Origin of the sequence: Nonomuraea cypriaca (genome assembly GCF_015645445.1) — a bacterium.
Taxonomy (GTDB): Bacteria; Actinomycetota; Actinomycetes; order Streptosporangiales; family Streptosporangiaceae; genus Nonomuraea; species Nonomuraea cypriaca.
In genome coordinates this window covers 40,312-65,063 of record NZ_JADOGI010000033.1, presented here as the reverse complement: position 1 = coordinate 65,063, position 24,752 = coordinate 40,312, and the positions used below count along the sequence as shown (strand labels likewise).

Sequence of the window (24,752 nt, the reverse complement as noted above, 5' to 3'; positions counted from 1 at the left end):
GTCCGAGGCCGCCGGCCGCGAGGACCACGCCATTCGCCCGCAGGAAACTACGTCGTGACACCATCAGCGATCTCTGCTCCTCACACGGGGAGATTCTGACAACGCTGTCATCTGCCCACGAACGTAACCACGGGCTCTCTTCGCTGTAAAGCCGCTAGTCGAAGTCGGCGGCCCTCCCCACCTTGGCGCCCACACTGGCGCTCTCGGCGGCCAGGCCGGGCACGCGGTCGGCGATGAGGCCGTCGATGTTCATGAAGGCGACCAGGTTGCTCACCGCATGGGCCGGATCCGCCCTGACCTGGGCGATCTCCTCCTGCCGCTGCGCCTGTGTCGCGTCCGGTCCGATGTGCCAGACGCCTTCCCGCTCGATCACCGCGACGGCGGCGTCCTGGAGCGCCTTCACATCGGTGATCGACATGGTCATCTTTATCTCGATGCGGACATCCTTCTGCGTTTCCGAATCGGTCATGGTCATCAGCTTAGGCAACCGGAAACCGTACTTTCGGCCGGTACGGCGCCGGGGCGCGGCCTCCTAGCCTGAGCGGGTGCATGGGCGGGAGCGGTGGGCGCGGGTCGCGGCCGACGCCGGGCTCGGGGTCGTGTTCGCGGTGGTGCTCGCCTTCTGGGCCGCCCGGATCGCGGCCAGCTGGGGTGGCGGCTACTGGTGGTTCGACTGCGCGGCGGGGGCGGTGGTGTGCGGGATCGCCCTCGTACGCCGTCGTGGCCCGTTGCCGGCGGCGGTCGCGGGCCTGGCCGTCGCGGCGGTCGCCATCGGGGTCGCCAGGTTCGCCGGGTTGCCGGCCGAGCCGGGTCCGGCCATGGCGTCGGCCCTGTCGGTGCTCACCGGTTCGGCCGTCAGAGTGCTTCCCGTCCTGCCGGCCTGCGCCGTCGCCGGTGGCGGGCTCGCGGTGGCCGCAGGCAGCCTGGTCTTCGCCGGCCCGGCGGTCGCGTACCTGAACGGCGCGGGGTGGCTGGCCGCGCTCGCGTGTGGGCTGTGCCCGCGGCTCCTCGTCGCCCGCCGCCGCGCCGTCGCCGAGCGGGTACGCCGCCACCAACGCCTCGACCTGGCCAGGGACCTGCACGACGTCGTCGCCCACCACATCACCAGCGTCGTACTCCAAGCCCAGGCCGCCCGGCTCATCGCCCGCAAGGACCCGGAGCAGGCGGCGGACTCCCTGGCCGGCATCGAAGCCGCCGGCGCGGAGGCCCTGGCCGCCACCCGCCACGTCGTCGGCCTCCTCCGCACCGCCGGGCAGGATGCGGCCGACCCGTTGGGGCCCGAGCGGCTCAGCGATCTCGTCGAGCGCTTCCCCGGCCCTCCGGTGCGCCTGCGGCTGCCCGACGGCGAGCTGAGGTGGCGGCCTGATGTGGCCGGCATGGTGTACCGGGTCGTGCAGGAGTCGCTGACCAACGTCTCCCGGCACGCCGGGGACGCCCGCTCGGTGACCGTCACCATCACGCAGGATCGGGACGCGGTCGCCGTCGAGGTCGTGGACGATGCCCCGCCGGCCCGCCATCCCCGCCGCGGCGGCTACGGCCTGCTCGGGATGCGCGAACGCGTCGAGGCCCTGGGCGGCACCCTGCACGCGGGCCCACGCCCGGGAACCGGCTGGTCGGTCCACGCCACCCTGCCCACCCCCGGGCCCATTCCCGGGCCCGCGACCGGGCCCATTCCCGGGCCCGCGACCGGACCCACCAGCGAGCCCACGACCGGGCTCGCACTCGGGTCCACCCAGGCTCCCGAGCCGAAGCCGGCGGCTCGGTGAGCATCGGGGTGCTGCTCGCCGATGACCAGCAGCTGATCCGGCGCAGTCTGCGGCTCATTCTCGAGGACCAGCCAGGCATCACCGTGGTCGCCGAGGCCGCGGACGGCGTCGAGGCGGTGGCGCTGGCTCGCCGGCACCGCCCCGACGTGTGCCTGGTGGACGTCCAGATGCCCGGCCTCGACGGCATCGAGGTCACCCGCGCCCTGGCCGGCCCCGGCGTACGCGACCCGCTGCGCGTGATCGTGCTCACCACGTTCGACCTCGACGAGTACGTCAAAGGCGCGCTGCGCGGCGGCGCGGCCGGTTTCGTGCTCAAGGACGCGGGCCCCGAGCTGCTCGTCGAGGCCGTCAGGGCCGCGCACGCGGGAGAGGCCCTGATCTCGCCGTCGCTGACCCTGCGCCTGCTGCGCCACATAACCGGCGAGCGGCAGGCCGGCCGGCCGGCCGGGGAGACGCCCCTGTCCGTCCGTGAGACCGAAGTAGTCAGGGCCGTGGCCAGAGGGCGGACGAACAGGGAGATCGCCGCGGAGCTGTTCATCTCGGTGAGCACCGTCAAGGGCCACGTCTCGGTCGTCCGGTCCAAGCTCGGCCTGCGCAACCGTACGGAGATAGCCGCCTGGGCCTGGGAGCACCGCCTGGTCCCCTGAGCGGCTCAACCGTCGCCTGGGAGCACCGCCTGGTCCCCTGAGCGGCTCAACCGTCGCCTGGGAGCACCGCCTGATCCGCTGAGCGGCCCAACCGTCGGCTGGGAGCACTTGAGCGGCTCACCCGTCGTCGAACGGCCGCTCGACTTCGAGCCCCCGCAGTTCCTTCCGCGACAGCAGCCCGAGCTTGCGCAGCGCGCTGGAGACGTGGCTCTCCACGGTCCGCCTGGACAGGAACAGCTCGGTGGCGATCTCCTGGTTCGTCTTGCCCTCGGCCGCCAGCAGCGCCACCTCGCGCTCCCGCGACGACAACGTCTGCCCGTGCGAGGGCCGCCCGCCCCGCCACGGATACGGGATGGGCACGCCGTTCTGCCGCATGATCCGGCAGATCCGGGCGATGTCGCGATCCGCCCCCATCGTTCCGTACATCCGCAGAGCGCTTTCCAGGATGGGCCCGCCGTCGCCGGCGTGTTCGCAGCGGTGGCGGCCCAGGCGCTCGCTCGCCAGCGCCTCGTCGTAGCGCAGCCCGGCCTCGCCCAACGTGGTACGGGCGGCGTCGAGCAGCCCGTCGGCCTCCTCCGGCGCGAGAACGGCGCGGGCGGTCAGCAGGGCGGCCTGGGCGAGCGGCGCGTCGGCCCCCACGATCCCGGCGGCCAGCTCGGCCACCAGCGGTGCGGCGGTGCCGGCCGAGCCGCGGACGTCCAGGGCGTCGACGAGGCAGAGCACGGTCTCGGCCCCCCACACCCAGTTGCCCTTGGACCGTACGTGGGCCAGCGCCGTGGTCGCGACCTCGGCCGCGCCCGCGGCGTCGTCCAGCGTCAGCAGCAGCCGGGACAGGGTCGTGCGGGCGGGGATGAGCGGCCAGACCGCCCCGGCGCGCTCGGCGACGGCGATCACGTTGACCAGGATGGCGATGGCCTCCTCGGCCGGGCCTGTCGCGGCCAGCAGGGCGCCGTGCAGCAGCCGGGAGTCCTGCGACGCGGCCGCGAACATGGACGCCGTGCCCCCCAGCCGGCGAACCCGCTCCTCCAGCCCCTCCCACCGCCCGGCCGCCCGGTCTGCAGCGGCCGTCACGAGCTCGACGACCTCCACCACCCGCAGGTATCCGACCTGGTCGGCGGCCTCGCGACCCTCGGCGAGCAGCGCTTCGGCGCGCCGCAGGTGCCCGACGTGCAGGGCGCCCTGTGCCCAGTTGAGGCAGGCGCGGGCGCGCTCCCTCGGCACGGCGCGCAGCCGGTCGTCGCGCAGCAGCTCGTCGATCAGCCGCTCGCTCTCCGGGTCGCCCTGTTCGAGCAGGAGTGAGGCGCGCGCGATGCGTACGGCGATGGCGACGTCGTGGTCGCCGCTGCGCCGCGCGGCCTCCTCGGCCTGGTCGCACCTGATGGCGTGCTCGCTGACGTGCCGGTCCACGACGGTCTCGGGCGCGGCCAGCACGGCGAGCGCGCGGCCGAGCAGCGCGGGCTGATCGGCGAGATCGTCGATGGCCTGCTCGATCTGGAGGTGCCCGGCTCTGGCCTCGCCGTGCTGGCGCAGCAGCCGGCCGAGCGCGAAGCGCAGCTCGCCGCGCCGATCGGAGGGGAGGGGTTCGGTGGCGAGGAGGCGTTCGAGTATGGGTACGGCCTCCGCGTGCGCCAGCCCGTCGACCGCCGAACGACCGAGCTTGACGGCCAGCCGTACCCGCGTCTCGCCGGGTAACTCGTCGATCTCCAGTGCCTGGAGCAGGAACCGCGCGGCCGTGGCGTCGTTGCCGTGGGACAGCGCGGTGTCGGCGGCCGCCTCGGCGTTGTCCACGAACTCCGTGGTGTGCCCGGCGTGCCGGTAGTGGTGGGCGAGCCTGGCGACCGGTCTCGGCCCGGCCCCGGACTCCAGGGCGCGCGCGGTCTTGAGGTGCAGCCAGCGGCGGCCGGACACGGCCATGGACTCGTACACGATCTGCCTGGCCAGCGCGTGGCGGAAGTGGCAGTGGCCGCCCTCCTCGTGCAGGAGTCCGACCGCCTGCGCCCTGCCGAGCGCGCCGGCGATCTCGGCCGCGTCGCGGCCGGTGACCTCGGCGAGTACGCGGTCGTCGGGCGTCATGCCGATGACCGCGGCGGCGCAGAGGATCTCCCGCGCCGGGGCGTCGAGCGAGGACAGGCGCTGCAGCACCACGTCGCGCAGGACCGTCGGGACGGCCAGGCCCGCCAGCACGTCGGGACGGCCGGGGATCTCGCCGGCGGGCAGGCGTTCGAGCAGCGTGCGCAGCACCTCCTCGACGACGAACGGGATGCCGCCGGTCTTCTCGTAGAGCAGGGCGGCGAACGCGCCGGGGAGGTCGGTCTTGAGCACGCCCCGCGCGAGCTCCTCCACGTCGGGCGGGCTCAGCGGGGTGAGGCCGACGGAGCGTGCCGGGCCGGACGGCGCGCGGGCGAACGCCTCGCGGATCGGCAGCCTGCCCGCCTCGGTGCGGACCGTGAGGATCACCGACAGGTCCCTCGGCTGGTGCGCGGCGAGGTAGGCGAGGAAGTCGTGCGTGCCGCCGTCGGCCCAGTGCACATCCTCGAGTACGAGCACCAGCGGGCTCAGATGGTCGAGCAGCGCGACGGCGGCACGGAACACCCGGTGCCGCTCCGCCCGCTGGTCGGGCAGCGGGGGCGGCGGGGGCGGCAGGTGCCCGGCGATCTCGGGCAGCAGCGGCGCCAGCGCGCCGGTCACCGGGTTGAGCGGCCTGGACCTGGCCAGCTCGCCGGCGGCCAGGCGGAACGCGTCGAGCAGGGGTGACAGTGGCAGCGGCTCCTGGAGCTGCTCGCACTGGCCGACCAGCCTGCGGGCGCCGGCCAGTTCGGTGGTGGCGAGCAGTTCGCCCACCAGGCGGCTCTTGCCGATGCCCGCCTCGCCCTCGATCAGGGCGAGTGACGGCGGGGCGGCGACGATCGCGCGCAGGAGTGCCAGCTCGGACCGGCGGCCGATGAGCACGTCGGACAGGGATCCCGAGGAAGGGACGCGGGCCGGTCCCCACGGCATTCAGCCACCCCCTGCCTGGGCTGATCGTGTAGCACAAACACGTTATCGGACCTCATCTGATATGTGCTGGCCAAAAATCCGTATACGGTACGGATGCCGCGCCAGCGCCGCTCTCGTAGCGTCGGCCATCGTCCGCTTGATCAGCGGGTGACGCACCGAGAGGCGACGATGGATCTCGCGAAATCTCCTGGACGTATTAGCGGCCGGTTGGCGGCGACGATGGCAGTGACGGGGCTGGCCCTGGCGGGGGTCGCCTGGCCCTTACCGGTCTCGGCTGAGGCCGGTTCGGCCGAGCAGAAGACGTACATCGTGCAGATGGCCCCCGCCCCGGTGGCCACGTACGAGGGAGACGTGGCCGGGCTGGCCACCACCAAACCCCAGCAGGGCGAGAAGATCGACCCCCGCTCCACCGAGGTGACGAAGTACGTCGACCACCTCCGAGGCCGGCACGACGCGGCACTCAAGAAGGCGGGCGGCGGCAGGAAGCTCTACGACTACGTGTACTCCTACGGCGGGTTCGCCGCCAAGCTGACCGAGTCGCAGGCCGCGCGGTTGCGGTCGGTGCAAGACGTCGTGGCCGTCACCGAGGACAGGAAGGTGACGGTGGAGACCTCGTCGACACCCGCGTTCCTGGGCCTCGACGACCGCGACGGCCTGTGGCGGCGGGCCGGCGGCACCACCGGGCACAACGGCGCCGGTGAGGGCCTCGTCATCGGCGTGATCGACACCGGCGTCGCGGCGGCCTCCCGGAGCTTCGCCGGCAAGGACGCGAGCGGGAAGCCGTTCCACCCGGTCAGGGGCTTCCACGGCGAGTGCGCGGCGGACAGCAAGGACGCCTCGTGGCAGCACGAGATGTGCAACGGCAAGGTGGTCGCGGCCCGGCACTTCAACGCCGGGTGGGGCGGCGACGAGGCGGTGAAGGCACAGCTGCCGTGGGAGTTCGCCTCGCCGTACGACTACAACGGGCACGGCAGTCACACGGCCTCCACGGCGGGCGGCAACCACGGCGTCGCGGCGAGCGGGGCGGCCCAGGCGTTCGGCGCGGTCAGCGGCATCGCGCCGCGGGCCAGGATCGCCGCGTACAAGGCGCTCTGGTCGGTCGAGGACGCATCGACGGCCAACGGCTACTACTCGGACCTGGTCGCCGCCATCGACCAGGCGGTCGCGGACGGCGTCGACGTCATCAACTACTCGGTGTCGGGAACGCGGACGGACTTCCTCGACCCGGCGGAGATGGCGTTCCTGTCGGCTGCGGAGGCGGGCGTCTTCGTGGCCGCCTCCGCCGGGAACGAGGGCCCGGCCGCGTCCACCGTGGCGCACCCGTCCCCCTGGGTGACCACGGTCGCGGCGGGCACGCACAACCGGGCCGTGCAGGGCTCGGTGACGCTCGGCGACGGCACCGCCTACAGCGGCTCGTCGCTGGCGGCCAAGGCAGGTCCCGCGCCGTTCGTCGACGCGACGGCGGTGGCGCTGCCCGGCGCGAACCCGACGCTCGTCGCGCAGTGCTACGCCGCCAGGGACAACGGCGGCGAACCCGTGCTCGACCCCGAGAAGGTCAAGGGCAAGATCGTCCTGTGCGACCGCGGGGTGACGGCGAGGCTCAACAAGAGCGTGGCCGTCGCGGAGGCGGGCGGCGTCGGCATGGTCCTCGCCAACGTGGACCACAACTCGCTCAACGCCGACCTGCACGTGATCCCCACCGTGCACATCTCGGACAAGGACCGCCAGGCCGTCAAGACGTACGCGGCGAGCGACGGCGCCACCGCGACGATCGACCAGGCGAAGATCACCACCGACGCCCCCGCGCCGTACGTCGCCGCGTTCTCCTCGCGCGGCCCGCTGGGCGCCGGCGGCGGCGACCTGCTGAAGCCCGACCTGATGGCCCCCGGGCAGGACATCCTGGCCGCGACCGCGCCTGCGGGCAACAACGGCGCCGAGTTCGGGATCTTCAGCGGCACGTCGATGGCCGCGCCGCACGTCGCCGGGCTGGCCGCGCTGCTGAAGGACCTGAACCCGCGCTGGTCGCCGATGGCGATCAAGTCGGCGCTGATGACCAGCGGCACCGACATCCTGGACGGAAAGAGCACCGACCCGTCCGTCATCTTCAGCCAGGGCGCCGGCCACGTCGCCCCGAACACCGCCGCCGACCCCGGCCTGGTCTACGACAGCGGGATCGAGGACTGGATCGCCTTCCTCTGCGCCACCACCAAGGGCGTCTCCGCCGAGATCTGCGACGCGCTGGCTGAGAAGGGCCACTCGCTCGACCCGAGCGACATGAACGGCCCCTCGATCGCGGTCGGCCGGTTGACCGGCACCCAGACGGTGACCCGCGAGGTGACGAACGTCGGCCGCGGCAAGGCCACCTACACCGCCGCCGTCACCGGGCTGGACGGCGTCACCACCACCGTCACCCCGGACAGGCTCACGTTGCGTCCTGGCCAGACAAAGTCGTTCAAGGTCTCGTTCACGGGGGCCACGGCCCCGCTGAACGGCTACCTCGGCGGGCAGCTCACCTGGAGCGACAGGCGGCACGACGTGCGGATCCCCCTCGTCGTACGTCCGGTGCAGGAAACGTGGGGTGCCGTCTACGGCGGCGCCGGCGCCACGGACACCGCCGAGTACACCGCCCTGGACCCCAAGGGTGAGCGGCTCTACGTGGCCGGCGCCAGCTACGAGGCGGTCCCCGGCGTATTCAAGCCGCGCTTCGGCATCGTCGCCTACGACGCGGCGACCGGGGCCGAGGCGTGGAACGCGACCTATGTCGGCCCTGGCGGCACGTCCGACGAGCCGAGCGGCATCGAGGTGAGCCCGGACGGTTCCAAGGTCTTCGTCACCGGCCTGAGCGAGGGTGACGGCACCAAGGGCGACGGCGCGACGATCGCGTACGAGGCCGCCACGGGCAAGGAGCTCTGGGTCGCCCGGCACAACGGCGCGGCCAACGCCGTCGACCACGCCAACGCCCTCGCCGTCGCCCCCGACGGGAAGAGCGTCTACGTCACCGGCTTCGAGTCGCTGGGCGTGGGCGGCAAGGACGACTACTTCACGATCGCCTACGACGCGGAGACCGGCAGGCAGAGCTGGCTGACGCACTTCGACGGGCCCGGCGCGGGCACCGACGACCCGCGGGCGATCAAGGTGGGCCCGGACGGTTCCAAGGTCTTCGTCACCGGCCAGAGCCGGGGAGTGGGCACCGGCCTCACCGACTGGGGCACCGTGGCGTACGACGCCGCCACCGGCGAGCAGCTCTGGACCGCCATGCACAACGGGACGTCCAACGGCATCGACATCTCCACCCAGATCACGCCAGGCGCCGACGGCAAGGCGATCTACGTCTCGGGCACCGAAGGGAACACGGGAACGGGGACCGACCTGACCACGATCGCCTACGACACGGCGACAGGAACGGAGCTCTGGACCGGCAGGTACGACGGCCCCGCGCACAAGACCGACACCGTCCGCGGCAGCGCGCTCGCACCTGACGGCGGCAGGCTCTACGTGATCGGCAACACCGAGGGCGCGGGGACGCAGGCGGACTACACCACGGTCGCGTACGACACCGCCACAGGACGGCAGTTGTGGGCCGGCCGCCACAACGGCCCGCTCAACGGCATGGACATCCCCAAGGACGTGGCCGTGACGCCGGACGGCGGCAGGGTCGTCGTCACCGGCCAGAGCGTGGTCGACGCCGGCGTCGACTTCTCGGGGGCCTTCAGCGACTTCGTGACGATCGCGTACGACGCGGCGAGCGGTCAGCAGGTCTGGCTCGGGCAGTACGACGGGCCGATCGGCGGCTCCGACGACGCGTACGCGCTGGCCGTGGACACGGCGCCGGACGTGGGCACCCGGATCTTCGTGACCGGCTCGACCATGAGCGGCGGGGAAGTGCCCTGGAACGCGGAGATCGACTTCGGGACGGTCGCCTACTTCGAGCCCTGGAAGCCGTAGCAACCGACCCGTACGACCAGCGTCCCCGCCGCCGTACCCCGCGGCGGGGACGCTTTCGCGCGGCACGCGCGTATTCGCCGTGCGGGACGCGCGCGTATTCGCGGTGCGGGACGCGCGCGTATTCGCGGTGCGGGACGCGCGTATTCGTGGTGCGGGACGAGCGCGTATCCGCGGCGTGGGGGCGCGCGCGTATCCGTCGTGTGGCACGGGCGTTTCGGCGGTCACTACAGCGGGTAAAGCCGACGTGTATTTCTGAGCTACCTGGTATTCAGGAGCCCCAGATGCCCCGTATCACGGTCACCCCCGCCGCTCGTGAGGCCCTGCGCGACGACGAAGTGGTGTACTTCGACTGGCACGTCACCGGCCTCTGCTGCGCGGACGCGGGGGAGTTCTCGGTGCGGTCGTTGCGCCGCTCCCGTCTGCCCCGGCGGGCGCGCGGGCTGGACGCCGGGGGTCTGGTCTACGCGCATCCGACCGCCTGGGTGCATCTGGCCGAGCTCCCGGTCACGATCGACTGCCGTCCGCTGTGGCGCTGGCGGCGCTTCACCACCGATCTGCCGCCGGACGCCGGGCTCCGCTGCTGCCTCGGGCGCCCACTCAGCGGCCCCGCCTCTGACTCCGTATCTGGCCCTGTACCTGGGAGGTAACCGGTGAAGGTGCGTTCCATCATCATCTGGACGGCGGTGGCCCTGGTCGGTGCTGTGGGGTGGGGGGTGCTCGCCCTGTCCAGGGGTGAGAACGTCAACGCGGTGTGGCTCCTGTGCGCCGCCCTCGGCTCGTACGCCATCGCCTACCGGTTCTACGCCCGTTTCATCGTGCGCAAAGTCCTGCGCGTCGACGACCGCAGGGCCACGCCGGCCGAGCGGCTGAACAACGGCATCGACTACCACCCGACCGATCGGCGGATCCTGTTCGGCCACCACTTCGCCGCCATCGCCGGCGCCGGGCCGTTGGTGGGGCCGGTGCTGGCCGCCCAGATGGGCTACCTGCCCGGCACCATCTGGATCATCGCTGGCGTGATCTTCGCCGGGGCCGTGCAGGACATGGTGGTCCTGTTCTTCTCCATGCGGCGCAACGGCCGCAGCCTCGGCCAGATGGCCCGCGAGGAGATCGGCCCCGTCGGCGGGGCGGCGGCGCTCATCGCGGTCTTCGCCATCATGATCATTCTGCTGGCCGTGCTGGCGCTGGTCGTGGTCGGCGCGCTGGCGCAGTCGCCGTGGGGTGTCTTCTCCATCGCGATGACCATCCCGATCGCCCTGTTCATGGGCTTCTACATGCGGGTGATCCGGCCGGGCAAGGTCGTCGAGACCACGGTGATCGGGGTGGCGCTGCTGATCCTGGCGATCGTGGCCGGCGGCTGGGTGCAGGAGTCGAGTCTGGCGCCGTTCTTCACGCTGAGCCAGTCGACACTGGCGCTGTGGCTGATCGCGTACGGGTTCGTCGCCGCGGTGCTGCCCGTGTGGATGCTGCTGGCGCCGCGCGACTACCTCTCGACCTTCATGAAGATCGGGACGATCGCGCTGATCGCGATCGGCATCGCCGTCACGATGCCGCCGATGCAGACGACCGCGTTCACCGACTTCGCCTTCAGTGGGGACGGGCCGGTGTTCGCCGGGTCGCTGTTCCCGTTCGTGTTCATCATCATCGCGTGCGGGGCGTTGTCGGGGTTCCACTCGCTGATCTCCTCGGGCACGACGCCCAAGATGATCCAGAAGGAGTCGCAGGTCCGGATGATCGGCTACGGCTCCATGCTGATGGAGTCGTTCGTCGCCGTCATGGCCATCACCGCGGCCTGCGTGCTGAGCCCCGGACTCTACTTCGCGATGAACTCCCCGGCGGGCGTCGTCGGCGCCACCGTCCAGACCGCCGCTGAGGCGGTCACCAACATGGGCTTCGTGATCACGCCCGAGCAGTTGCAGGCCGCGACGACGGCCGTGCAGGAAGAGACGCTGATCGCCCGTACGGGAGGCGCGCCCACGCTGGCCGTGGGCATCTCGCAGATCTTCTCCGGCTTCCTCGGAGGAGCGGGGCTGCAGGCGTTCTGGTACCACTTCGCGATCATGTTCGAGGCGCTGTTCATCCTCACCACGGTCGACGCGGGGACGCGGGTGGGCAGGTTCATGCTCCAGGACACACTGGGCAACCTGTGGAAGCCGATCGCCCGGGTGAGCTGGTGGCCTGGGCTGCTCGCCTCGAGCGCGGTCGTCGTGGCGGCCTGGGGATACTTCCTCTACCAGGGCGTCAACGACCCGCTCGGCGGCATCAACCAGCTCTTCCCGCTCTTCGGCATCGCCAACCAGCTGCTCGCCGCCGTGGCGCTCACCGTGGCCACGACCCTGCTGATCAAGAGCGGCCGGCTGAAATGGGCCTGGGTCACGGCGGTGCCGCTGGCCTGGGACGTCGCGGTCACGCTGACGGCCAGCTACCAGAAGGTGTTCTCGCCCGACCCGGTGCTCGGCTTCTTCGCCCAGCGCGACCTCTACCAGGCGGCGCTGGACCAGGGGCGGATCCTCGGGCAGGCCGAGACCGAGGACGAGATGCGGCAGGTCGTGCTCAACTCGACCGTGGACGGCATCCTGGCCGCGCTCTTCGCGATTCTGATCATCATCGTGATCGTGGACGCCGCGCGGGTGTGGATCAAGGCGATCAGGATGCGCGAGCCGCTGCCGAGCACCGAGGCGCCGTTCGAGGAGTCGCAGATCCATGCGCCGGCCGGGCTCATCGCCACCCGCGAGGAGCGGGACCTGATGGCGAAGAGCCCCTAGGACGCCGCCAGCCACCGCGTGGTCGGCCAGCTCTCGCGGTGCCAGGCGCTGTCCCAGAACATCCACTCGTACGCCGCCGCCCGGCAGTAGGCCTCACCCATGGCCGCCCGGATCGCCGGGCCTGCCGCGGCGGCGAGCCGGTCGGCGATCGCCTTGGCCTGCTCGACGGAGGCCGCGAAGGCCGGATCGGAGTAGGTGGAGATCCACTTCCTGTAGGGGTGGCCGGGCACGTCGCCGGTGCGCCGCAGCAGCGCCAGGCCGACGTCCTGGTAGATCCAGAAGCACGGCAGCACCGCGGCCACCAGCACGGGGTAGGGCGCGGTCAGCGCCGTGGCCTGCAGGTAGGACGCGTACGCCAGGCACGTCGGCGAGGTGGTGATGCCCGCCGTGTCCGCGCCCAGCTCCTCGACGTAACCGGCGTGCAGCAGGCGTTCCGCGGCCAGCGCGGTGTGCGCGCTCTGCGCGAAGAACGCCGCATCCGCGGGGTCGCCGGCCCGCGCCGACGCCGTGGCCAGCGCCTTGGAGAACGCCTCCAGGTAGCGGCCGTCCTGCACGATGTAGAAGGCGAACCTGTCGCGGTCCAGCGTGCCGTCGCCGAGCGCGACGTTGAACGGGTGCTCGTGGATCGCGGTCATCAGCTCGGCCGTGCGCAGCCACATGTCATCGCAGAACATCGGCGTCCTTTCCCCAGACGGCGTGGAAGTGGTGCACCGGGCCGTGGCCGTGCCCGACCCCCAGCGTGTCGGCCGCGCGCAGCGCCTCGGTCAGGTAGTCCTTGGCCGCGCGTACGGCGTCCGGCCAGTCGTCGTGGCGCGGCCGCAGCGCCGCGATGGCCGACGACAGCGTGCAGCCGGTGCCGTGGGTGTTGCGGGTGGCGACGCGCGGCGCGCTCAGCTCGATCGAGCCGTCGGGGGTGGCCAGCACGTCCACGCAGGTGTCGCCGTCGAGGTGGCCGCCCTTGAGCAGCACCTGGCGGGCGCCGAGCGCGCGCAGCCGGAGCGCCTGCGCGTGCATCTCGCTCAGGGTCTCCGCGGGCGGCTCGCCGAGCAGGTCCGCCGCCTCAGGCAGGTTGGGAGTGATCAGGTCCGCGCGCGGCAGCAGCTCCTCACGCAGCGCGGTCACCGCGTCGGCCGGGAGCAGCCGATCACCGCTCTTGGCCACCATCACCGGGTCCAGCACGACGTACGGCGGCCGGTACGTGTCCAGCGCGGCGGCGACCGCCTTGATCAGCGCCGCGTCACCGAGCATGCCGATCTTCACGGCGTCGGCCGGCACGTCGGTCAGCAGCGTGTCGAGCTGGCTGGTGACGAACGCCGCCGGAACCTCGTGGATGCCGGTCACGCCCGTGGTCGTCTGCGCCACCAGCGCCGTGACGACCGTCATGCCGTACGCGCCGAGCGCGGAGAAGGTCTTCAGATCGCCCTGGATGCCCGCGCCGCCGCTGGGGTCGGTGCCGGCGATGGACAGGACCTTGGGTACACCGCTCAACGATGACGTCCCTTCGCTAGTCCGAACTAGATCAGGTTCGACGGGTGTGATCTCAGCCCGGCCTTCCAGGCACCCCGCGTCGCCGCCCACTGTAACAGGGCACCCCGACCAGAGACGCAGCCCCGGGTGGTTGTGTCCGATGTTGACCTGGTGGGCTGCGATGGGCATCGTGGGGCGGGTGGGCGGCGATGAGATGATTGACGGGGTGGCGTTGTCCAACCTCGACCAGCCGTTGTTCGACGGGGCGGGCGCCACCAAGCGCGACCTGGTCGGCTATCTCGACGCGGTCAGTGACCGCATCCTGCCGGTCCTGCGCGGCCGCGCGCTGTCCGTCATGCGGATCCGCCCAGGACAGCCCGCCTTCATGCAGAAGAACCTGCCCAAGTACGCCCCGGACTGGGTGAAGTCGATCTCCGTCTGGGCCGAGTCGTCACAACGGCAGGTGACGTACGCGCTGTGCGACGACCGGCGGACGCTGCTGTGGTTCGCCAACCAGCGGGCGGTGGAGTACCACCCGTCGCTGTTCGCCGGCGACCGGCCCACGCACATGGTGCTCGACCTCGACCCGCCCGCCGACGACGGCGCGTTCGAGCTGGCCGTGCGCGCGGCGTTCCTGGTCAGGCAGGCGCTCGACGACGCCGGGCTGACCGGCGCGGTGAAGACCAGCGGGGCGAAGGGCGTGCACGTGTTCGTGCCGGTGGTGGAGGGGACCGCGGTGGACGACCTGGCCGCGGCCACCCGGGCCGTGGCCGCCCGCGCCGAGCGGGTGGACCCGGCGCTCACCACCACGGCGTTCATCCGCGAGGACCGGGCGGGCAAGGTCTTCATCGACTCCACCCGGGCGGGCGGCGCCACGGTGGTGGCCGCCTACAGCCCCCGCGTACGCCCAGGGGTCCCGGTCTCCTTCCCGGTGGCCTGGGAGGAGCTGGACCGGGTGGCGCCGGGCGACTTCACCGTGCACACCGCGCCCGGCCTGCTCAAGGGCGCCGATCCGTGGGCCGGGCAGATGCCGGAGCCGCAGCGGTTGCCCGACGACCTGGTGGCGGAGGGACACACGATCCCGGTCGCCCGCGTACAGGCGATGCACGAGGGCAAACGCCGCGCCCGCGCCCGCCGGGAGGGGTGATCCGCGCTCACTCCGCCGCCGAGGGTGCCAGGCGGGCGGCCAGGAGCGCCTTCGGGTCGTCGGCGAAGAAACGGATCGAGGTGGCCTCCGCCCTGGCGCCGAACGGCCGGACGAAGGTGATCGGCTCGGTCAGCTCGATCGTCACGTTGGTCCGCGAGGAGACCGCCACGCTGACCCGGCCGTCCTTGAGGGTGACCATGCTGCCGTCGTGGTAGCCGTCGCTCGTGCGTACGGACGCGATCTGGTCGAGGGGCACGCGCAGGTCGAAGTAGGCGGCGTACCTGATGCGCAGTTCGTCGGAGGTGAGGACGTGGGGGCGGGTGACGGAGGCGGCGGCGAGCATGACGGCGAACAGCAGCCCGTAGAGGTCGGCGATCAGCACCGTGAAGCGCACCCAGTCCGGCACGCCGAGCCCCACCAGCAACAGGTCCACGACGATGGTCTCGACCGTCATCGCGAACAACATCAGCGAGAGCACGAACGTCTGCTCCTTGGTGTACGTCACGACTGTCGCGCCCGGGGGCACGCCGTGGCGGCGGCGCACGATCCACAGACCGATGCTCGCCAGGCCCTTCAGCTCGAATCCCAGCACCCGAAGCGCGGCACGGACCATGGGGCTCCTTCCCTCTGCTTGATCGCCTCCCAGTAGACACGTTGACGTCGCGTCAAGGTCAAGCCGGTATTGGGCCCGATATTTCCTTCGCCCGAAATCGGCGAACCAGGTAGTGTGCCCGCTCGTGGCCATTGGACAAAAGAGAGATCTCGCCCCCCGACTCTGGTCCCCGGATTTCACTCGGTTCTTTGTCGCACGTACGACGTCGACCATCGGCGACATGATGCTTCCGGTGGCGCTCACCGCCGCCATGCTGGAATCCGGGTACGGGGCCAGCGGCGTCGGTTATGCGCTGGCCGCCCATATCACGCCGCTGGCGATTTTCGTGGTATTCGGCGGCGTTCTTTCTGACCGATTCGGCGCGCGGCGGATGATGATCGGCGCCGACGCCGGCCGCCTCGTCTTCCAGGGCCTGCTGGCCACCGCCTTCTTCGTGACCACGCCACCCCTCTGGGTCGTGCTCGTCCTGCTGATGTCCGTCGGCCTCGGTACGGCCGCGTTCCAGCCCGGCGTGGCCACGGTCATCCCGCAGATCGCCAAGGACGTGCAGGCGGCCAACGCGACGCTGCGGGTGTCCGAGTCGATGATGACCGTGCTCGGCCCGGCGTTCGCCGGACTGCTGCTCGCCGTGTCGTCCCCGGCCGTCGTCCTCGCCGTCGACGCGGCGACCTTCGGCATCAGCGGCATCTGCCTGCTGGGGCTGCGCGGCATCGTGCACACCCGTCCGGAGGTGCGGACGTCGCTGCGCAGGCAACTCGTCGAAGGCTGGCAGGAGTTCCGGTCCCGTACGTGGCTCTGGGGCGTCATCGCGATCTGGATGCTGGGCGCGCTGACGGTGTTCGGCCCCAACCAGACCCTCGGCTTCAGCACGATCGCGGCCCAGCACGGCTCCTTCGTGTTCGGTCTGGTCATGTCCGCGATGGGCGTCGGCAGCGTCGTCGGCGGCCTGCTGGCCACCCGGGTCCGGCCCCGCCACCCCTTACGCGCCGGCTCCTTGAGCATGTCCATGTTCCTGTTCGCGCCGCTCACGGTCGCCCTCGACCTGCCGGCGCCGCTGATCGCGACCGGCTACGCGTTGATGGGCGCGGGGATGGCCTTCTGGCTCGTCATGTTCCACACAAGCGTGCAGACGCACATCCCCGCGGCGCTGCTCGGCCGGGTGCACGCCTACGACGTGGCGGGCTCGTTCGTCATGCAGCCCGTCGGCCGGGCCATGGCGGGGCCGGTCGGCGAGCAGGTCGGCGCCCGGCCGTATCTCTTCTTCGCCTCGGCGATGCTGCTGGTCTGCTGCGCTCTGATGCTGTCGGTCCGCGCCATTCGCGACCTGCGGCGATCGGACGCTTCCTGACCTTTTTCCTGCGGCCGGTGGAATTTTCCTGAATCGAATTGAACCGTGAGCCCGCGGGCGGCGTACAACCTGACGGAAAACCGGCGGACGTGTATCAGCTGATCGGCTGTCATGGGGTTGGCTATGGAATTTCAGGGATGGAGTGCCGGGCTGGCTCTGAGGCCGCACGATTACCTGGGAGAAGGCCGGCCACTGGCGGAGGTCGTGAGGGTGGCCGGGCCATTCAGGGACGAGGCCCTTTATCTGCTCGCGCTGGGCAGCGCCACCACCATGGCGAGGCTGCACATGGCCGGGATCGCGGGGCTGCGGCTCAACCCCGGCAACGTCATGATCGGGCCGCGGGGGCGGGCGTTCTTCGCTCCCGGGCCGCGCGACAGCGAGTTCCCGTCGAACGACGTGCGCGACTGGGCCGGCGTGATCGTGTTCGCGGCGACCGGGTGCCAGGTGGACGAGGAGCCCGACTTCGACCGGCTGCCGCCGGCGTTGCGCGTCGTCGTCGACGAGTGCCGCCGCTCCGATCCCGCCGCCCGGCCCACCTCCGTCGACCTGGTACGCATCCTGCTCGGCCACTCCACGGCGGCCACCGCCGCCACCGTGGACGACCTGCTGTGCGAGGCCGAACACCGGACCAGCCCGGACGAGCCGGCGCCCTACGAGGAGGCGCTCGTGTCCATGCCGGTCTGGCGTAAGCCCGCGCCCTACGAGGAGGGGCTCGTGTCCGCGCCGGTCTGGCGCGAGCCGGCGCCGTACGCGGAGACGCTCGTGTCCACGCCGGTCTGGCGTAAGCCGGCGTACCTGGGCGGGGTCGCGATCGGTGTGCTGGTCGTCGCGGTGGCGGCGGGCGGGATCACGATGGTCTCCGCCCAGGCGGCGCGGCCGGACACGGGGGGCGTGCTCGAAGCCGTCGGCCGCCGCACCGCCGCCTTCCACCAGGAGGGCGAGTCGCCGAAGACGGGGGAGAGGTTCGCCGCCGACGGGCGGCTGAGCTTCGACGGGAACGCCGCGACGTCGTACGAGATGAAGATCGTCTGTGGGAACGCTCCAGATCCCGTCGACGTGTCGCTCGCGGGGAACGACGGCGTGGCCGACGGGGTGCCGTTCGCCGCCGACCGGCCGGACATCCAGGCGTGCGCGCAGTACCACGCGCCGTCGGTCAGGCGGTTCAGCTCGCCGTACACGATCAAGGCGCTGCTCGACGCGGCCGGGACGGGCGTGCGCGCGTCGGGGGACGGGCGGACGCTCACCGGGACCGCGCTGGCGCACCGGATCAGGGGCGCGGAGAGCGCCGACGGCGGGACGGCGGCGGAGGGGCCGATCCGGTTCTCGCTGCTGCTGGACGACGCCGGCCTGCCGGTACGGCTGCGGCTCGACATGACCAGCCGGGCGCACGGGCCGATGGTCGCCGACACGGTCTATCGGGATTGGCGCGCTCCAGCGGCCGGGGAGGTGCCGAATGGCTGACGAATCTGCCGGGGGTGCGTGATGAAGGCGCTCGGCCTCGGTGTGCTCACCGGCATCCTGCTCGCGACGATCGCGGCGTCGCTGTTCTTCTCCCTGACGGACACCGGGCAACCCGTCCCCGCGCCACCCGCCGTGGAGTCCGGCGTCTACCAGGCGCGCTCATGACCACCTCGCCGGGGGCGGGTACGACGCCCGGCGATCTTGCGCTCGTCGAATGCGCTGCCGCCGATCGTCAACCGAATGATCATAATCCCCTCTTCGGGACGACTGAAGCAGGATTTATCCATTAAATCTAGCTGGACGGTGAAGGCGGCAAAGTACCTTACCCTGGCCCCCGCAGGTAGCTAGAGTAACAATTCCAATCTGAGCGTCCAATCTGAGCGCGATATTTGATGATATCCGCAGCGCGCGCGAGGAGCCGCGAGGTGAATCACCGCGTGACCGACGAAGCCATGGTCCGAGCCCTCTACCGCGAATACGGCGCCTCCCTGATGGCCTTCGCCGTCAGGTTGACGGGCGGCGATCGCCGCTGGGCCGAGGACGTCGTACAGGAGACCCTGGTACGCGCCTGGCGCAACCTCCACGACCTGCGTACCGACTCGGGGTCCCTGATGCCCTGGCTGGCGACCGTGGCCCGCCGCGTCGTCATCGACGACCACCGCCGCTCCGGTGCGCGGCCCCTCGACACCATGGAAGAGGTGCCCGAGCGCGTCCAGCCGGCTCCGGCCGAGGACGAGCGACTGCTGCGCGAGATCGTGGTGACCGACGCGATGCTCTCCCTGTCGGCGGCCCATCGTCAGGTCCTCACCGAGACGTTCCTGCTCGACCGCACGGTCCAGCAGGCGGCGGAGACGATCGGCGTGCCGGTGGGCACGGTGAAGTCCCGCGTGTACTACGCGATGCGCGCGTTACGCGTCGCGCTGGAGGAAAGGGGGGTGACGCTGCCGTGACCGAGGTGCACCACGAGGACGTGGCCGCGTACGCGCTCGGCCTGCTCAGCGAGGATGAACGGGCCGAGTTCGAACACCATCTGGACGGCTGCGCCGTCTGCGCCGCCGAGGTGGGCTCGTTCGCGGCGATGGGGGAGCTGATCAAGGGTGTGCACCCGGACGACCTCCTGCCCAGCCCGCCAGAACCCCAGGTCGAATCCCTGCTGGTACGCCGCGCCGCCGCCGAACGCCGGCGCCGCCGCTTCCACCGTACGTTCATGACCGCCGCCGCCTGCCTCCTGGTCGCGGCCGGCGTCTTCCTCGGCGTCAACTCCCTGACCGGCGACCCGAACCCGGACAGCATCCACAGCCCGGCCCGCGCCCTGCTCATGACCGGCCGCACCTACAACGTCACCGACCCCGCGTCCGGCGTGTCCGGCGTCGTCGGCCTGGAGGACAAGGGCTGGGGCACCCACGTCGCGCTGGAGCTCAAGGGCGTCAAGGGCCCGCTGCAGTGCCGCCTGACGGCGGTGGGCGACGACGGCCGCTCCGAGGTGGTGGCGAGCTGGGGCGTACCGGAAAAGGGGTACGGCGTTCCTGGCTCCCCCGACCCCCTGCTGCTGCACGGCGGCACCAGCCTCCCTCAGTCCGACCTGAACCACTTCACGATCGAGACCCTCGACGGCAGGAGCCTGGCCACCGTGGCGGTGTGACGGCCTACCATCGGGCGATGCGCATAGACCTGCACAGCCACAGCACCGCATCTGACGGCACGCAGCCCCCGGCCGACGTGGTGCGCAGGGCCCGCGAGCGGGGGCTCGACGTGCTCGCGCTGACCGACCACGACACCGTCGCCGGGCACCGCGCGGCGATCGACGCGCTGCCCGACGGGCTGACGCTGGTGCCCGGCATGGAGCTGTCGTGCCGGCGCGGCGGGCAGAGCATCCACCTGCTGGCCTACCTCTTCGACCCGCTCGAACCCGAGCTCCAGGCCGAGTGCGCGCGCATCAGGCAGGCCCGCGAGGTGCGGGGCCGGCTGACCGTCGAGCGGCTGGTCGAGCTGGGCGTGCCGGTCACCTGGGAGCAGGTGGCCGCGCTGGCCGCGGGCGGGCCGGTCGGGCGGCCGCACATCGCCCGCGCCATGGTCGCGGCAGGCGCGATCGCCGAGCCTGCGCTCGCGTTCACCCCGGAGTGGATCGGCGCGGGCGGCCGCGCTCACGTCACCCGCTACGCCCTCGACCCCGAGCGAGCCGTACGCCTGGTACGGGCTGCAGGCGGGGCCCCGGTGCTGGCCCACCCGAAGGCGGCCAAGCGCGGCGAGGTCGTGCCCGACGAGTGGATCGCCGAGCTGGCGCGGGCCGGGCTCTTCGGCGTGGAGGCCGAGCACATGGACCACGACGCAGCGGCCCGTGCGCACCTGCACGGGCTGGCCGGCGACCTGGGGCTGGCCGTCACCGGCTCCAGCGACGACCACGGCGACCTGACCGGCCACCGGCTGGGCTGCGAGACGACGGCCCCCGAGGTCTACGAGCGCCTGACCACCACCGCCACCGGCGCCACCCCCATCACCTCAGAGGGTCGCTAAGCGGGTTCGTAGCTCGCTGACCTGCCGGGGCTCCGCGATGCCGTCCCAGGGGGCGAGCGCCGCCAGGCCGGCGTCCCGGTGCTCGCCGGCCCGTTCAGGCCGTAGCCGCCCCAGGTGGAGGTGCGCCAGCGCGGTGCTCACCCCCGCGGGCGGCAGGCCGGGCAGCGCGTCGTCCAGCAGCTTCGCCACCTCCTCGGTGTCCTGTCCCGGATCCTCCAGCAGGGCGCCGGCCCGCTGCACGAGGCAGCGCGCGCGGCCGATCTCGTCGGCGTTCTCCGCGTAGAGCCGCTCGGCCCGCTCCAGGTGCGAGCGGGCGTCGTAGGCCAGGTCGAGGTAGTGGTGCGTGAGCGCGAGCAGCTCTTCCGCGTGCGCCTCCGCCCCGGGGTCGCCGGCCCGCCCCGCCAGGTCGAGCGCCTGGAAGAGCACGGCGCGGGCGTCGGCGTACAGGCGGCGGGCCTCGGGGCCGTGCCCGTCGTGATCGAGCGTCTGCCCCTTGCGTACGAGCAGCGCGGCCACGTTGATCAGCCGCAGCGCGTGCCCCGCGACGTCGCCGCCGGACAGCGCCTGCCCGTAGCGGACCAGCGCGGACTCGACGGCGGTGAACTCGTCCCCGTCGGCCAGCAGGATCGCCGCGTGTTCCAGGTGCAGCTCGGCGGGCCACGACTCCACCCTGACCCGCAGGTCGGCCGCCTCGTTGAAGTGCCGCCGCGCCGCGCGCGGATCGCCGGCGATGAGCAGGACCGCGCACTGGCGCAGCTCGGCCGTGGCCTGCACGTGCTCGTCGCCGAGCGCCTTGGCGGCCCTGGCCAGCGCCTTCGCGGCGCGCAGCCGGTCCTCGTGCCGCTGTTCCAGCCGGAACCAGGTCTCCAGCCCGTCCGCGATCCGCCCGAGCGCGCGACCGGTCTTGGGCGCGGGCTCGGGGCGGGCCAGCACCTGCAGCAGCGCCCGGTCCTCGATCGCGAACCAGGTGCGCGCCTCGGCGGCGGGCAGTCGCGCGGCGAACACGTCGGCCTGGCCGGCGAAGTGCTCCACCAGACGCCGCCAGGCCGCGTCCACGCGCGGCGTCCGCTCCTCCGCACCGCCGCCGCGGAACGCGCTGGTCACTCTGACGCGCGTCATCCGTACGTTCTCCACGAGGCCGAGGCCGGCCAATTCCCTGATCGCGTCCTCGGCGGACGGCAACCCGAGCAGGGCCGCGGCGGCCTGGTGGTCGACCTCGGCGATCGGCAGCCCGGCCAGCAGGACGAACAGCTCCTTGGCCGTCGGCCTGAGCTGCCTGATGCTCAGGTCGAGCAGGAATCCGAGCTTCTCGTCGATGGACAGCATCCGCAGGTCGTCGACGAGCGACTTCAGGGGGATGCCCGGGTTGCGGGCCAGCCAGCGGCCGATCCTGACGATCTCCAACGGGCTGCCCAGGCAGGCGTCGACCAGCAGCCCCGTGGCGCGGGGGTCGCGGGCGGCGCGGTCGTCGCCGATGTGGCGGGCCAGCAGGTCGCGTCCCGCCTCGGGGCCGAGCGGGCCGAGCTGGACCGGCTCGATGCGCTGCGGCGGCTCCTCGGTGAACGTCCCCGCCACCACGATGTGCGCGCCAGGCACCCGGGGCGGCAGCCAGGCGACCTGGCTCCACGTGCTGACGTTGTCGAGCAGGAGCACCCGGCCGGTGCCGGTGAGGGCGTCGATCACCTGCGGGGCCGCGTCCGCCGCCTCCTGGATGACGCCGGGCGGCCGGTCGAGTGTACGCAGCACGCGCTGGGCCACGCTCAGCGGCGTTTCCGGACGGTCTCTGTCGGGGCCGCGTACGTCGGCGTACCGCTGCATGCGGGCCTCGGGGGCCAGCTCCCACGTGGCGCGGATCGCCAGGGCGGACGTGCCCATCCCCATCGGGCCGCGCACCACGACGATGCCGCTCTCCTTCGCCCGGTCCCTGACCTGCTGGAGCTCGGTCTCCCTGCCGATGAGCAGGTCGATCCTGTCGGGGAAGGGCAGGCGGCCGTTCGGCGGCTGGGGCGTCGCCTTGCGGGAGCGGCGGCGTACGGCGTGGGTGAGCCAGGCGGTCGCGACGGGCAGCGGAATCGCGAGGAGTGCGAGCTGCCAGAGCTCGAGCCCGCCCGCCACCTTCTTGACCAGCTCCTCCTGCAGCAGCAGGAACAACCCGCCGATCGTCACCATGCCGGTGAGCCCCAGCTCAGGCAGGTGCGCGCCGGTCCGCTGGGACAACCGCGACAACCTGAACCGCACCCGGTCCCGCCGCGAGATGTCGGTCATCGGCGAACCCCCTGCGTCAGCCCCCGATACAGCCACCGGCTCGTGGCGACGACCAGCAGCACGGGCACCGCGGTGGCGATCGCCGCCTGCGCCGCCAGCGTGCCCGCGGAGCTCGTGAAGTGGCGCGAATGCTCCAGCAGCATCAGCGGCAGATGGTCGCCCGACGGCCAGTTGAGCAGCAGCACCACGACGGTGTCGTTCCACACGAGGACGAACGCCAGCACGCCGGCCAGCACCACGGCCGGACGCGCCTCGCGTACGACGTGGAACAGCTCCCAGCGGTGCCGCGTCAGCATCGGCGTCGCCACCCGGGTGAACGCGGCGTGCAGCACCAGCACCGCCAGCGGGATCACCAGCGCCGCGTGCACGATGGCCAGCGCGGGCGCGATGCCCACGAGACTGAGCCACTCCTGCAGCGGCACGGCGAACGCCTGCGGCGGCAACGCGGCCAGGGCCACCGCGACCAGCAGGACGGGCCGCCAGGATCGGCGCGGCAGCAGGTGCTCGTGGGCCATGACGTACGCGGTGGGCACGGCGGCCAGCAGGACCAGCCCGACGACCACGGCGGCCCGCAGGAAGGTGGTGCCCAGCGCGTTCACGTAGGCACGGTCGCCCAGCACCTCCGCGTAGGAGCCGAGCGTCCACGGCCCGCCGTGCCACCACCCGGTCAGCGCCGCGTCGGTCGGGTCGCGCAGCGAGGTGAGCACGAGCGCCGCGAACGGCAGCAACCACAGCACCGACACGACCAGGCACAACACCCAAAGCCGCCACCCGCGCCGAACCACGGCGGCCCTCCGGGGCGCCGGCCCGGACGAGCGGGCTGTGGCGGGTTGGGACGCAAGCCGGGAGGGGCGGGCGGCGGCCGCACCGGACCAGCGGGTGGCAGCCGGTTGGGGTGCCGGCTCGGACCAGCCCGCGCGCCCGCGCAGTCCCAGCAGGGCGACCGAGGCCATCACGGCCACGAGCAGCGACAACGCCACGGCCAGCGCGGCGGCCCGAGCGTCGCCGAGATCGTCGTTGTTCCGCCACCAGAACAGCCCGCCGCCCTCGACCATGGTCTGCATCGACCCGGGCGCGCCCATCAGCACGAGGTCGAACACGCGCGCCGCCGCCACCAGCGCGAACAGGTACGCCAGCGCCGCCGGCCCGGCCAGCGCGGGCACGACGACGGACCACAGCCGGTGCCGCCGGCCGACACCGAACGCCCTGGCCATCCGCAGCAGGTTGCCCGGCAGCCTGGCCAGAGCCTCGTGAAAGACCAGGAACGCGATCCCGGCCCACTGCCAGACGAACGCCAACCCGAGCACCAGCCAGATCCAGCCGGGCCCGAGGAAGGCCATGTCCGCGCCGAGCAGGGCGTTGACCAGGCCGCGCCGCCCGTTGGTGTCGAACAGCATCCGGAAGATCGCGCCCGTGGTGAGCGGTGAGACCACGGCCGGCAGCACCAGCAGGAAGCGCAGCACGCCGCCGAGCACCGGCCCGGCGTTCCTGGCCAGCCAGGCCAGGCCGAGCCCCACCGCGCACACGAGCACGGCAAGCACGAGCCACACGAACGAGTTGCCGAGCGCCTGGAGCACCTGGTCGTGGGCCAGCACGGCGTACGCGCCGAGCCCGTCGGACAGGCTGATGAACACCGTCACCATCAGCGGTGCCAGGATGACGCCGGCCGCCAGCAGCACCGCGAGCAGCAGGTAGAAGGCCGCCCGCCAGCGCCCGAGTCCGGGCCTGACGGCGGGCACGCGCGCGTCGTGGTGCGGCGCCACCTCGAACATGAACGCGTTCCGCTCGCTCATGAGCTCGTGCTCCTCACCCTGGAG

At 72.3% G+C, this 24,752-nt stretch carries 19 protein-coding genes and 1 riboswitch; of the genes, 12 read left to right on the top strand and 7 right to left on the bottom strand.

Annotated features, from left to right (window positions below; all coding sequences use genetic code 11):
• Positions 1-154: 154 nt before the first annotated feature.
• Complete coding sequence (locus tag ITP53_RS13950; protein ID WP_195895794.1) at positions 155-469, bottom strand: hypothetical protein; 315 nt, start codon at positions 467-469, stop codon at positions 155-157.
• A 76-nt stretch (positions 470-545) separates the two neighbouring features.
• On the opposite strand from ITP53_RS13950, the gene ITP53_RS13945 reads away from it, so the two are divergent.
• Entirely contained in the window at positions 546-1,766 is a 1,221-nt protein-coding gene (locus ITP53_RS13945) for a sensor histidine kinase (RefSeq protein ID WP_195895793.1), read from the top strand.
• Positions 1,763-2,413: a response regulator gene (locus ITP53_RS13940; protein WP_195895792.1), complete on the top strand. Its 651-nt coding sequence runs from the start codon at positions 1,763-1,765 to the stop codon at positions 2,411-2,413. Before ITP53_RS13945 ends, ITP53_RS13940 begins: the two co-directional genes overlap by 4 nt.
• A 117-nt stretch (positions 2,414-2,530) precedes the next feature.
• On the opposite strand, the gene ITP53_RS60240 is transcribed toward ITP53_RS13940, so the two are convergent.
• Complete coding sequence (locus tag ITP53_RS60240) at positions 2,531-5,410, bottom strand: ATP-binding protein (protein ID WP_195895791.1); 2,880 nt, start codon at positions 5,408-5,410, stop codon at positions 2,531-2,533.
• Positions 5,411-5,629: 219 nt separating this feature from the next.
• Between ITP53_RS60240 and ITP53_RS13930 the strand changes: the two genes are divergently transcribed.
• From ITP53_RS13930 to ITP53_RS13920, 3 genes are all read left to right on the top strand, one after another.
• Positions 5,630-9,355: a S8 family serine peptidase gene (locus ITP53_RS13930; protein WP_195895790.1), complete on the top strand. Its 3,726-nt coding sequence runs from the start codon at positions 5,630-5,632 to the stop codon at positions 9,353-9,355.
• A 281-nt stretch (positions 9,356-9,636) separates the two neighbouring features.
• Positions 9,637-10,002 carry a hypothetical protein gene (locus ITP53_RS13925; RefSeq protein ID WP_195895789.1) on the top strand — a complete coding sequence of 122 codons (366 nt, stop codon included), beginning with the start codon at positions 9,637-9,639 and terminating at the stop codon, positions 10,000-10,002.
• A gap of 3 nt (positions 10,003-10,005) precedes the next feature.
• Positions 10,006-12,120: a carbon starvation CstA family protein gene (locus ITP53_RS13920; protein WP_195895788.1), complete on the top strand. Its 2,115-nt coding sequence runs from the start codon at positions 10,006-10,008 to the stop codon at positions 12,118-12,120.
• On the opposite strand, the gene ITP53_RS13915 is transcribed toward ITP53_RS13920, so the two are convergent.
• Positions 12,117-12,794 (bottom strand): TenA family protein, encoded by a 678-nt coding sequence (locus ITP53_RS13915; protein WP_195895787.1) that lies wholly within the window; start codon positions 12,792-12,794, stop codon positions 12,117-12,119. The genes ITP53_RS13920 and ITP53_RS13915 overlap by 4 nt on opposite strands.
• Positions 12,781-13,608: a bifunctional hydroxymethylpyrimidine kinase/phosphomethylpyrimidine kinase gene (gene thiD, locus ITP53_RS13910; RefSeq protein ID WP_195895786.1), complete on the bottom strand. Its 828-nt coding sequence runs from the start codon at positions 13,606-13,608 to the stop codon at positions 12,781-12,783. The genes ITP53_RS13915 and thiD overlap by 14 nt, the downstream gene beginning before the upstream one ends.
• Positions 13,600-13,695: riboswitch (TPP riboswitch) on the bottom strand. (Overlaps the previous gene by 9 nt.)
• A 52-nt stretch (positions 13,696-13,747) precedes the next feature.
• Here thiD and ITP53_RS13905 point away from each other — a divergent pair.
• Positions 13,748-14,734, top strand: coding sequence for a DNA polymerase domain-containing protein (locus ITP53_RS13905; RefSeq protein WP_236050786.1), 987 nt, complete (start codon positions 13,748-13,750; stop codon positions 14,732-14,734).
• Positions 14,735-14,741: 7 nt separating this feature from the next.
• Here the strand turns inward: ITP53_RS13905 and ITP53_RS13900 are convergent, their stop codons facing one another.
• Positions 14,742-15,347, bottom strand: a complete 606-nt coding sequence (locus ITP53_RS13900; protein WP_195895785.1) for a hypothetical protein — start codon at positions 15,345-15,347, stop codon at positions 14,742-14,744.
• Between the two features lie 112 nt (positions 15,348-15,459).
• Here ITP53_RS13900 and ITP53_RS13895 point away from each other — a divergent pair, with 112 nt between their 5' ends.
• The 6 genes from ITP53_RS13895 (at position 15,460) to ITP53_RS13870 (ending at position 20,670) form a co-directional block, all read left to right on the top strand.
• A complete protein-coding gene (locus tag ITP53_RS13895; protein WP_328814404.1) occupies positions 15,460-16,695 on the top strand; it encodes an MFS transporter in 1,236 nt (411 codons plus the stop codon).
• 210 nt (positions 16,696-16,905) lie between these two features.
• Positions 16,906-18,156 (top strand): hypothetical protein, encoded by a 1,251-nt coding sequence (locus tag ITP53_RS13890; RefSeq protein ID WP_195895783.1) that lies wholly within the window; start codon positions 16,906-16,908, stop codon positions 18,154-18,156.
• Between the two features lie 21 nt (positions 18,157-18,177).
• Entirely contained in the window at positions 18,178-18,321 is a 144-nt protein-coding gene (locus ITP53_RS13885; protein WP_195895782.1) for a hypothetical protein, read from the top strand.
• 272 nt (positions 18,322-18,593) lie between these two features.
• Positions 18,594-19,106, top strand: coding sequence for a sigma-70 family RNA polymerase sigma factor (locus ITP53_RS13880; RefSeq protein WP_407941239.1), 513 nt, complete (start codon positions 18,594-18,596; stop codon positions 19,104-19,106).
• Positions 19,103-19,798 (top strand): anti-sigma factor family protein, encoded by a 696-nt coding sequence (locus ITP53_RS13875; RefSeq protein WP_195895781.1) that lies wholly within the window; start codon positions 19,103-19,105, stop codon positions 19,796-19,798. Before ITP53_RS13880 ends, ITP53_RS13875 begins: the two co-directional genes overlap by 4 nt.
• 17 nt (positions 19,799-19,815) lie before the next feature.
• The gene (locus ITP53_RS13870; RefSeq protein ID WP_195895780.1) at positions 19,816-20,670 is read left to right on the top strand and encodes a PHP domain-containing protein; all 855 of its coding nucleotides are present in this window, start codon (positions 19,816-19,818) and stop codon (positions 20,668-20,670) included.
• On the opposite strand, the gene ITP53_RS13865 is transcribed toward ITP53_RS13870, so the two are convergent.
• Positions 20,656-22,935, bottom strand: a complete 2,280-nt coding sequence (locus ITP53_RS13865) for a hypothetical protein (protein WP_195895779.1) — start codon at positions 22,933-22,935, stop codon at positions 20,656-20,658. The genes ITP53_RS13870 and ITP53_RS13865 overlap by 15 nt on opposite strands.
• The gene (locus ITP53_RS13860) at positions 22,932-24,728 is read right to left on the bottom strand and encodes an ABC transporter permease subunit (protein WP_195895778.1); all 1,797 of its coding nucleotides are present in this window, start codon (positions 24,726-24,728) and stop codon (positions 22,932-22,934) included. The genes ITP53_RS13865 and ITP53_RS13860 overlap by 4 nt, the downstream gene beginning before the upstream one ends.
• Positions 24,729-24,752: the final 24 nt, after the last annotated feature.

Bases quoted from the DNA above. Each gene is read 5' to 3' on its own strand.
- ITP53_RS13865 (WP_195895779.1), bottom strand. From the start codon at position 22,935: ATGACCGACATCTCGCGGCGGGACCGGGTGCGGTTCAGGTTGTCGCGG.
- ITP53_RS13925 (WP_195895789.1), top strand. From the start codon at position 9,637: ATGCCCCGTATCACGGTCACCCCCGCCGCTCGTGAGGCCCTGCGCGAC.
- ITP53_RS13930 (WP_195895790.1), top strand. From the start codon at position 5,630: ATGGCAGTGACGGGGCTGGCCCTGGCGGGGGTCGCCTGGCCCTTACCG.
- ITP53_RS13860 (WP_195895778.1), bottom strand. From the start codon at position 24,728: ATGAGCGAGCGGAACGCGTTCATGTTCGAGGTGGCGCCGCACCACGAC.
- ITP53_RS13950 (WP_195895794.1), bottom strand. From the start codon at position 469: ATGACCGATTCGGAAACGCAGAAGGATGTCCGCATCGAGATAAAGATG.
- ITP53_RS60240 (WP_195895791.1), bottom strand. From the start codon at position 5,410: ATGCCGTGGGGACCGGCCCGCGTCCCTTCCTCGGGATCCCTGTCCGAC.
- ITP53_RS13870 (WP_195895780.1), top strand. From the start codon at position 19,816: ATGCGCATAGACCTGCACAGCCACAGCACCGCATCTGACGGCACGCAG.
- ITP53_RS13885 (WP_195895782.1), top strand. From the start codon at position 18,178: ATGAAGGCGCTCGGCCTCGGTGTGCTCACCGGCATCCTGCTCGCGACG.
- ITP53_RS13915 (WP_195895787.1), bottom strand. From the start codon at position 12,794: ATGTTCTGCGATGACATGTGGCTGCGCACGGCCGAGCTGATGACCGCG.
- ITP53_RS13900 (WP_195895785.1), bottom strand. From the start codon at position 15,347: ATGGTCCGTGCCGCGCTTCGGGTGCTGGGATTCGAGCTGAAGGGCCTG.
- ITP53_RS13905 (WP_236050786.1), top strand. From the start codon at position 13,748: ATGTTGACCTGGTGGGCTGCGATGGGCATCGTGGGGCGGGTGGGCGGC.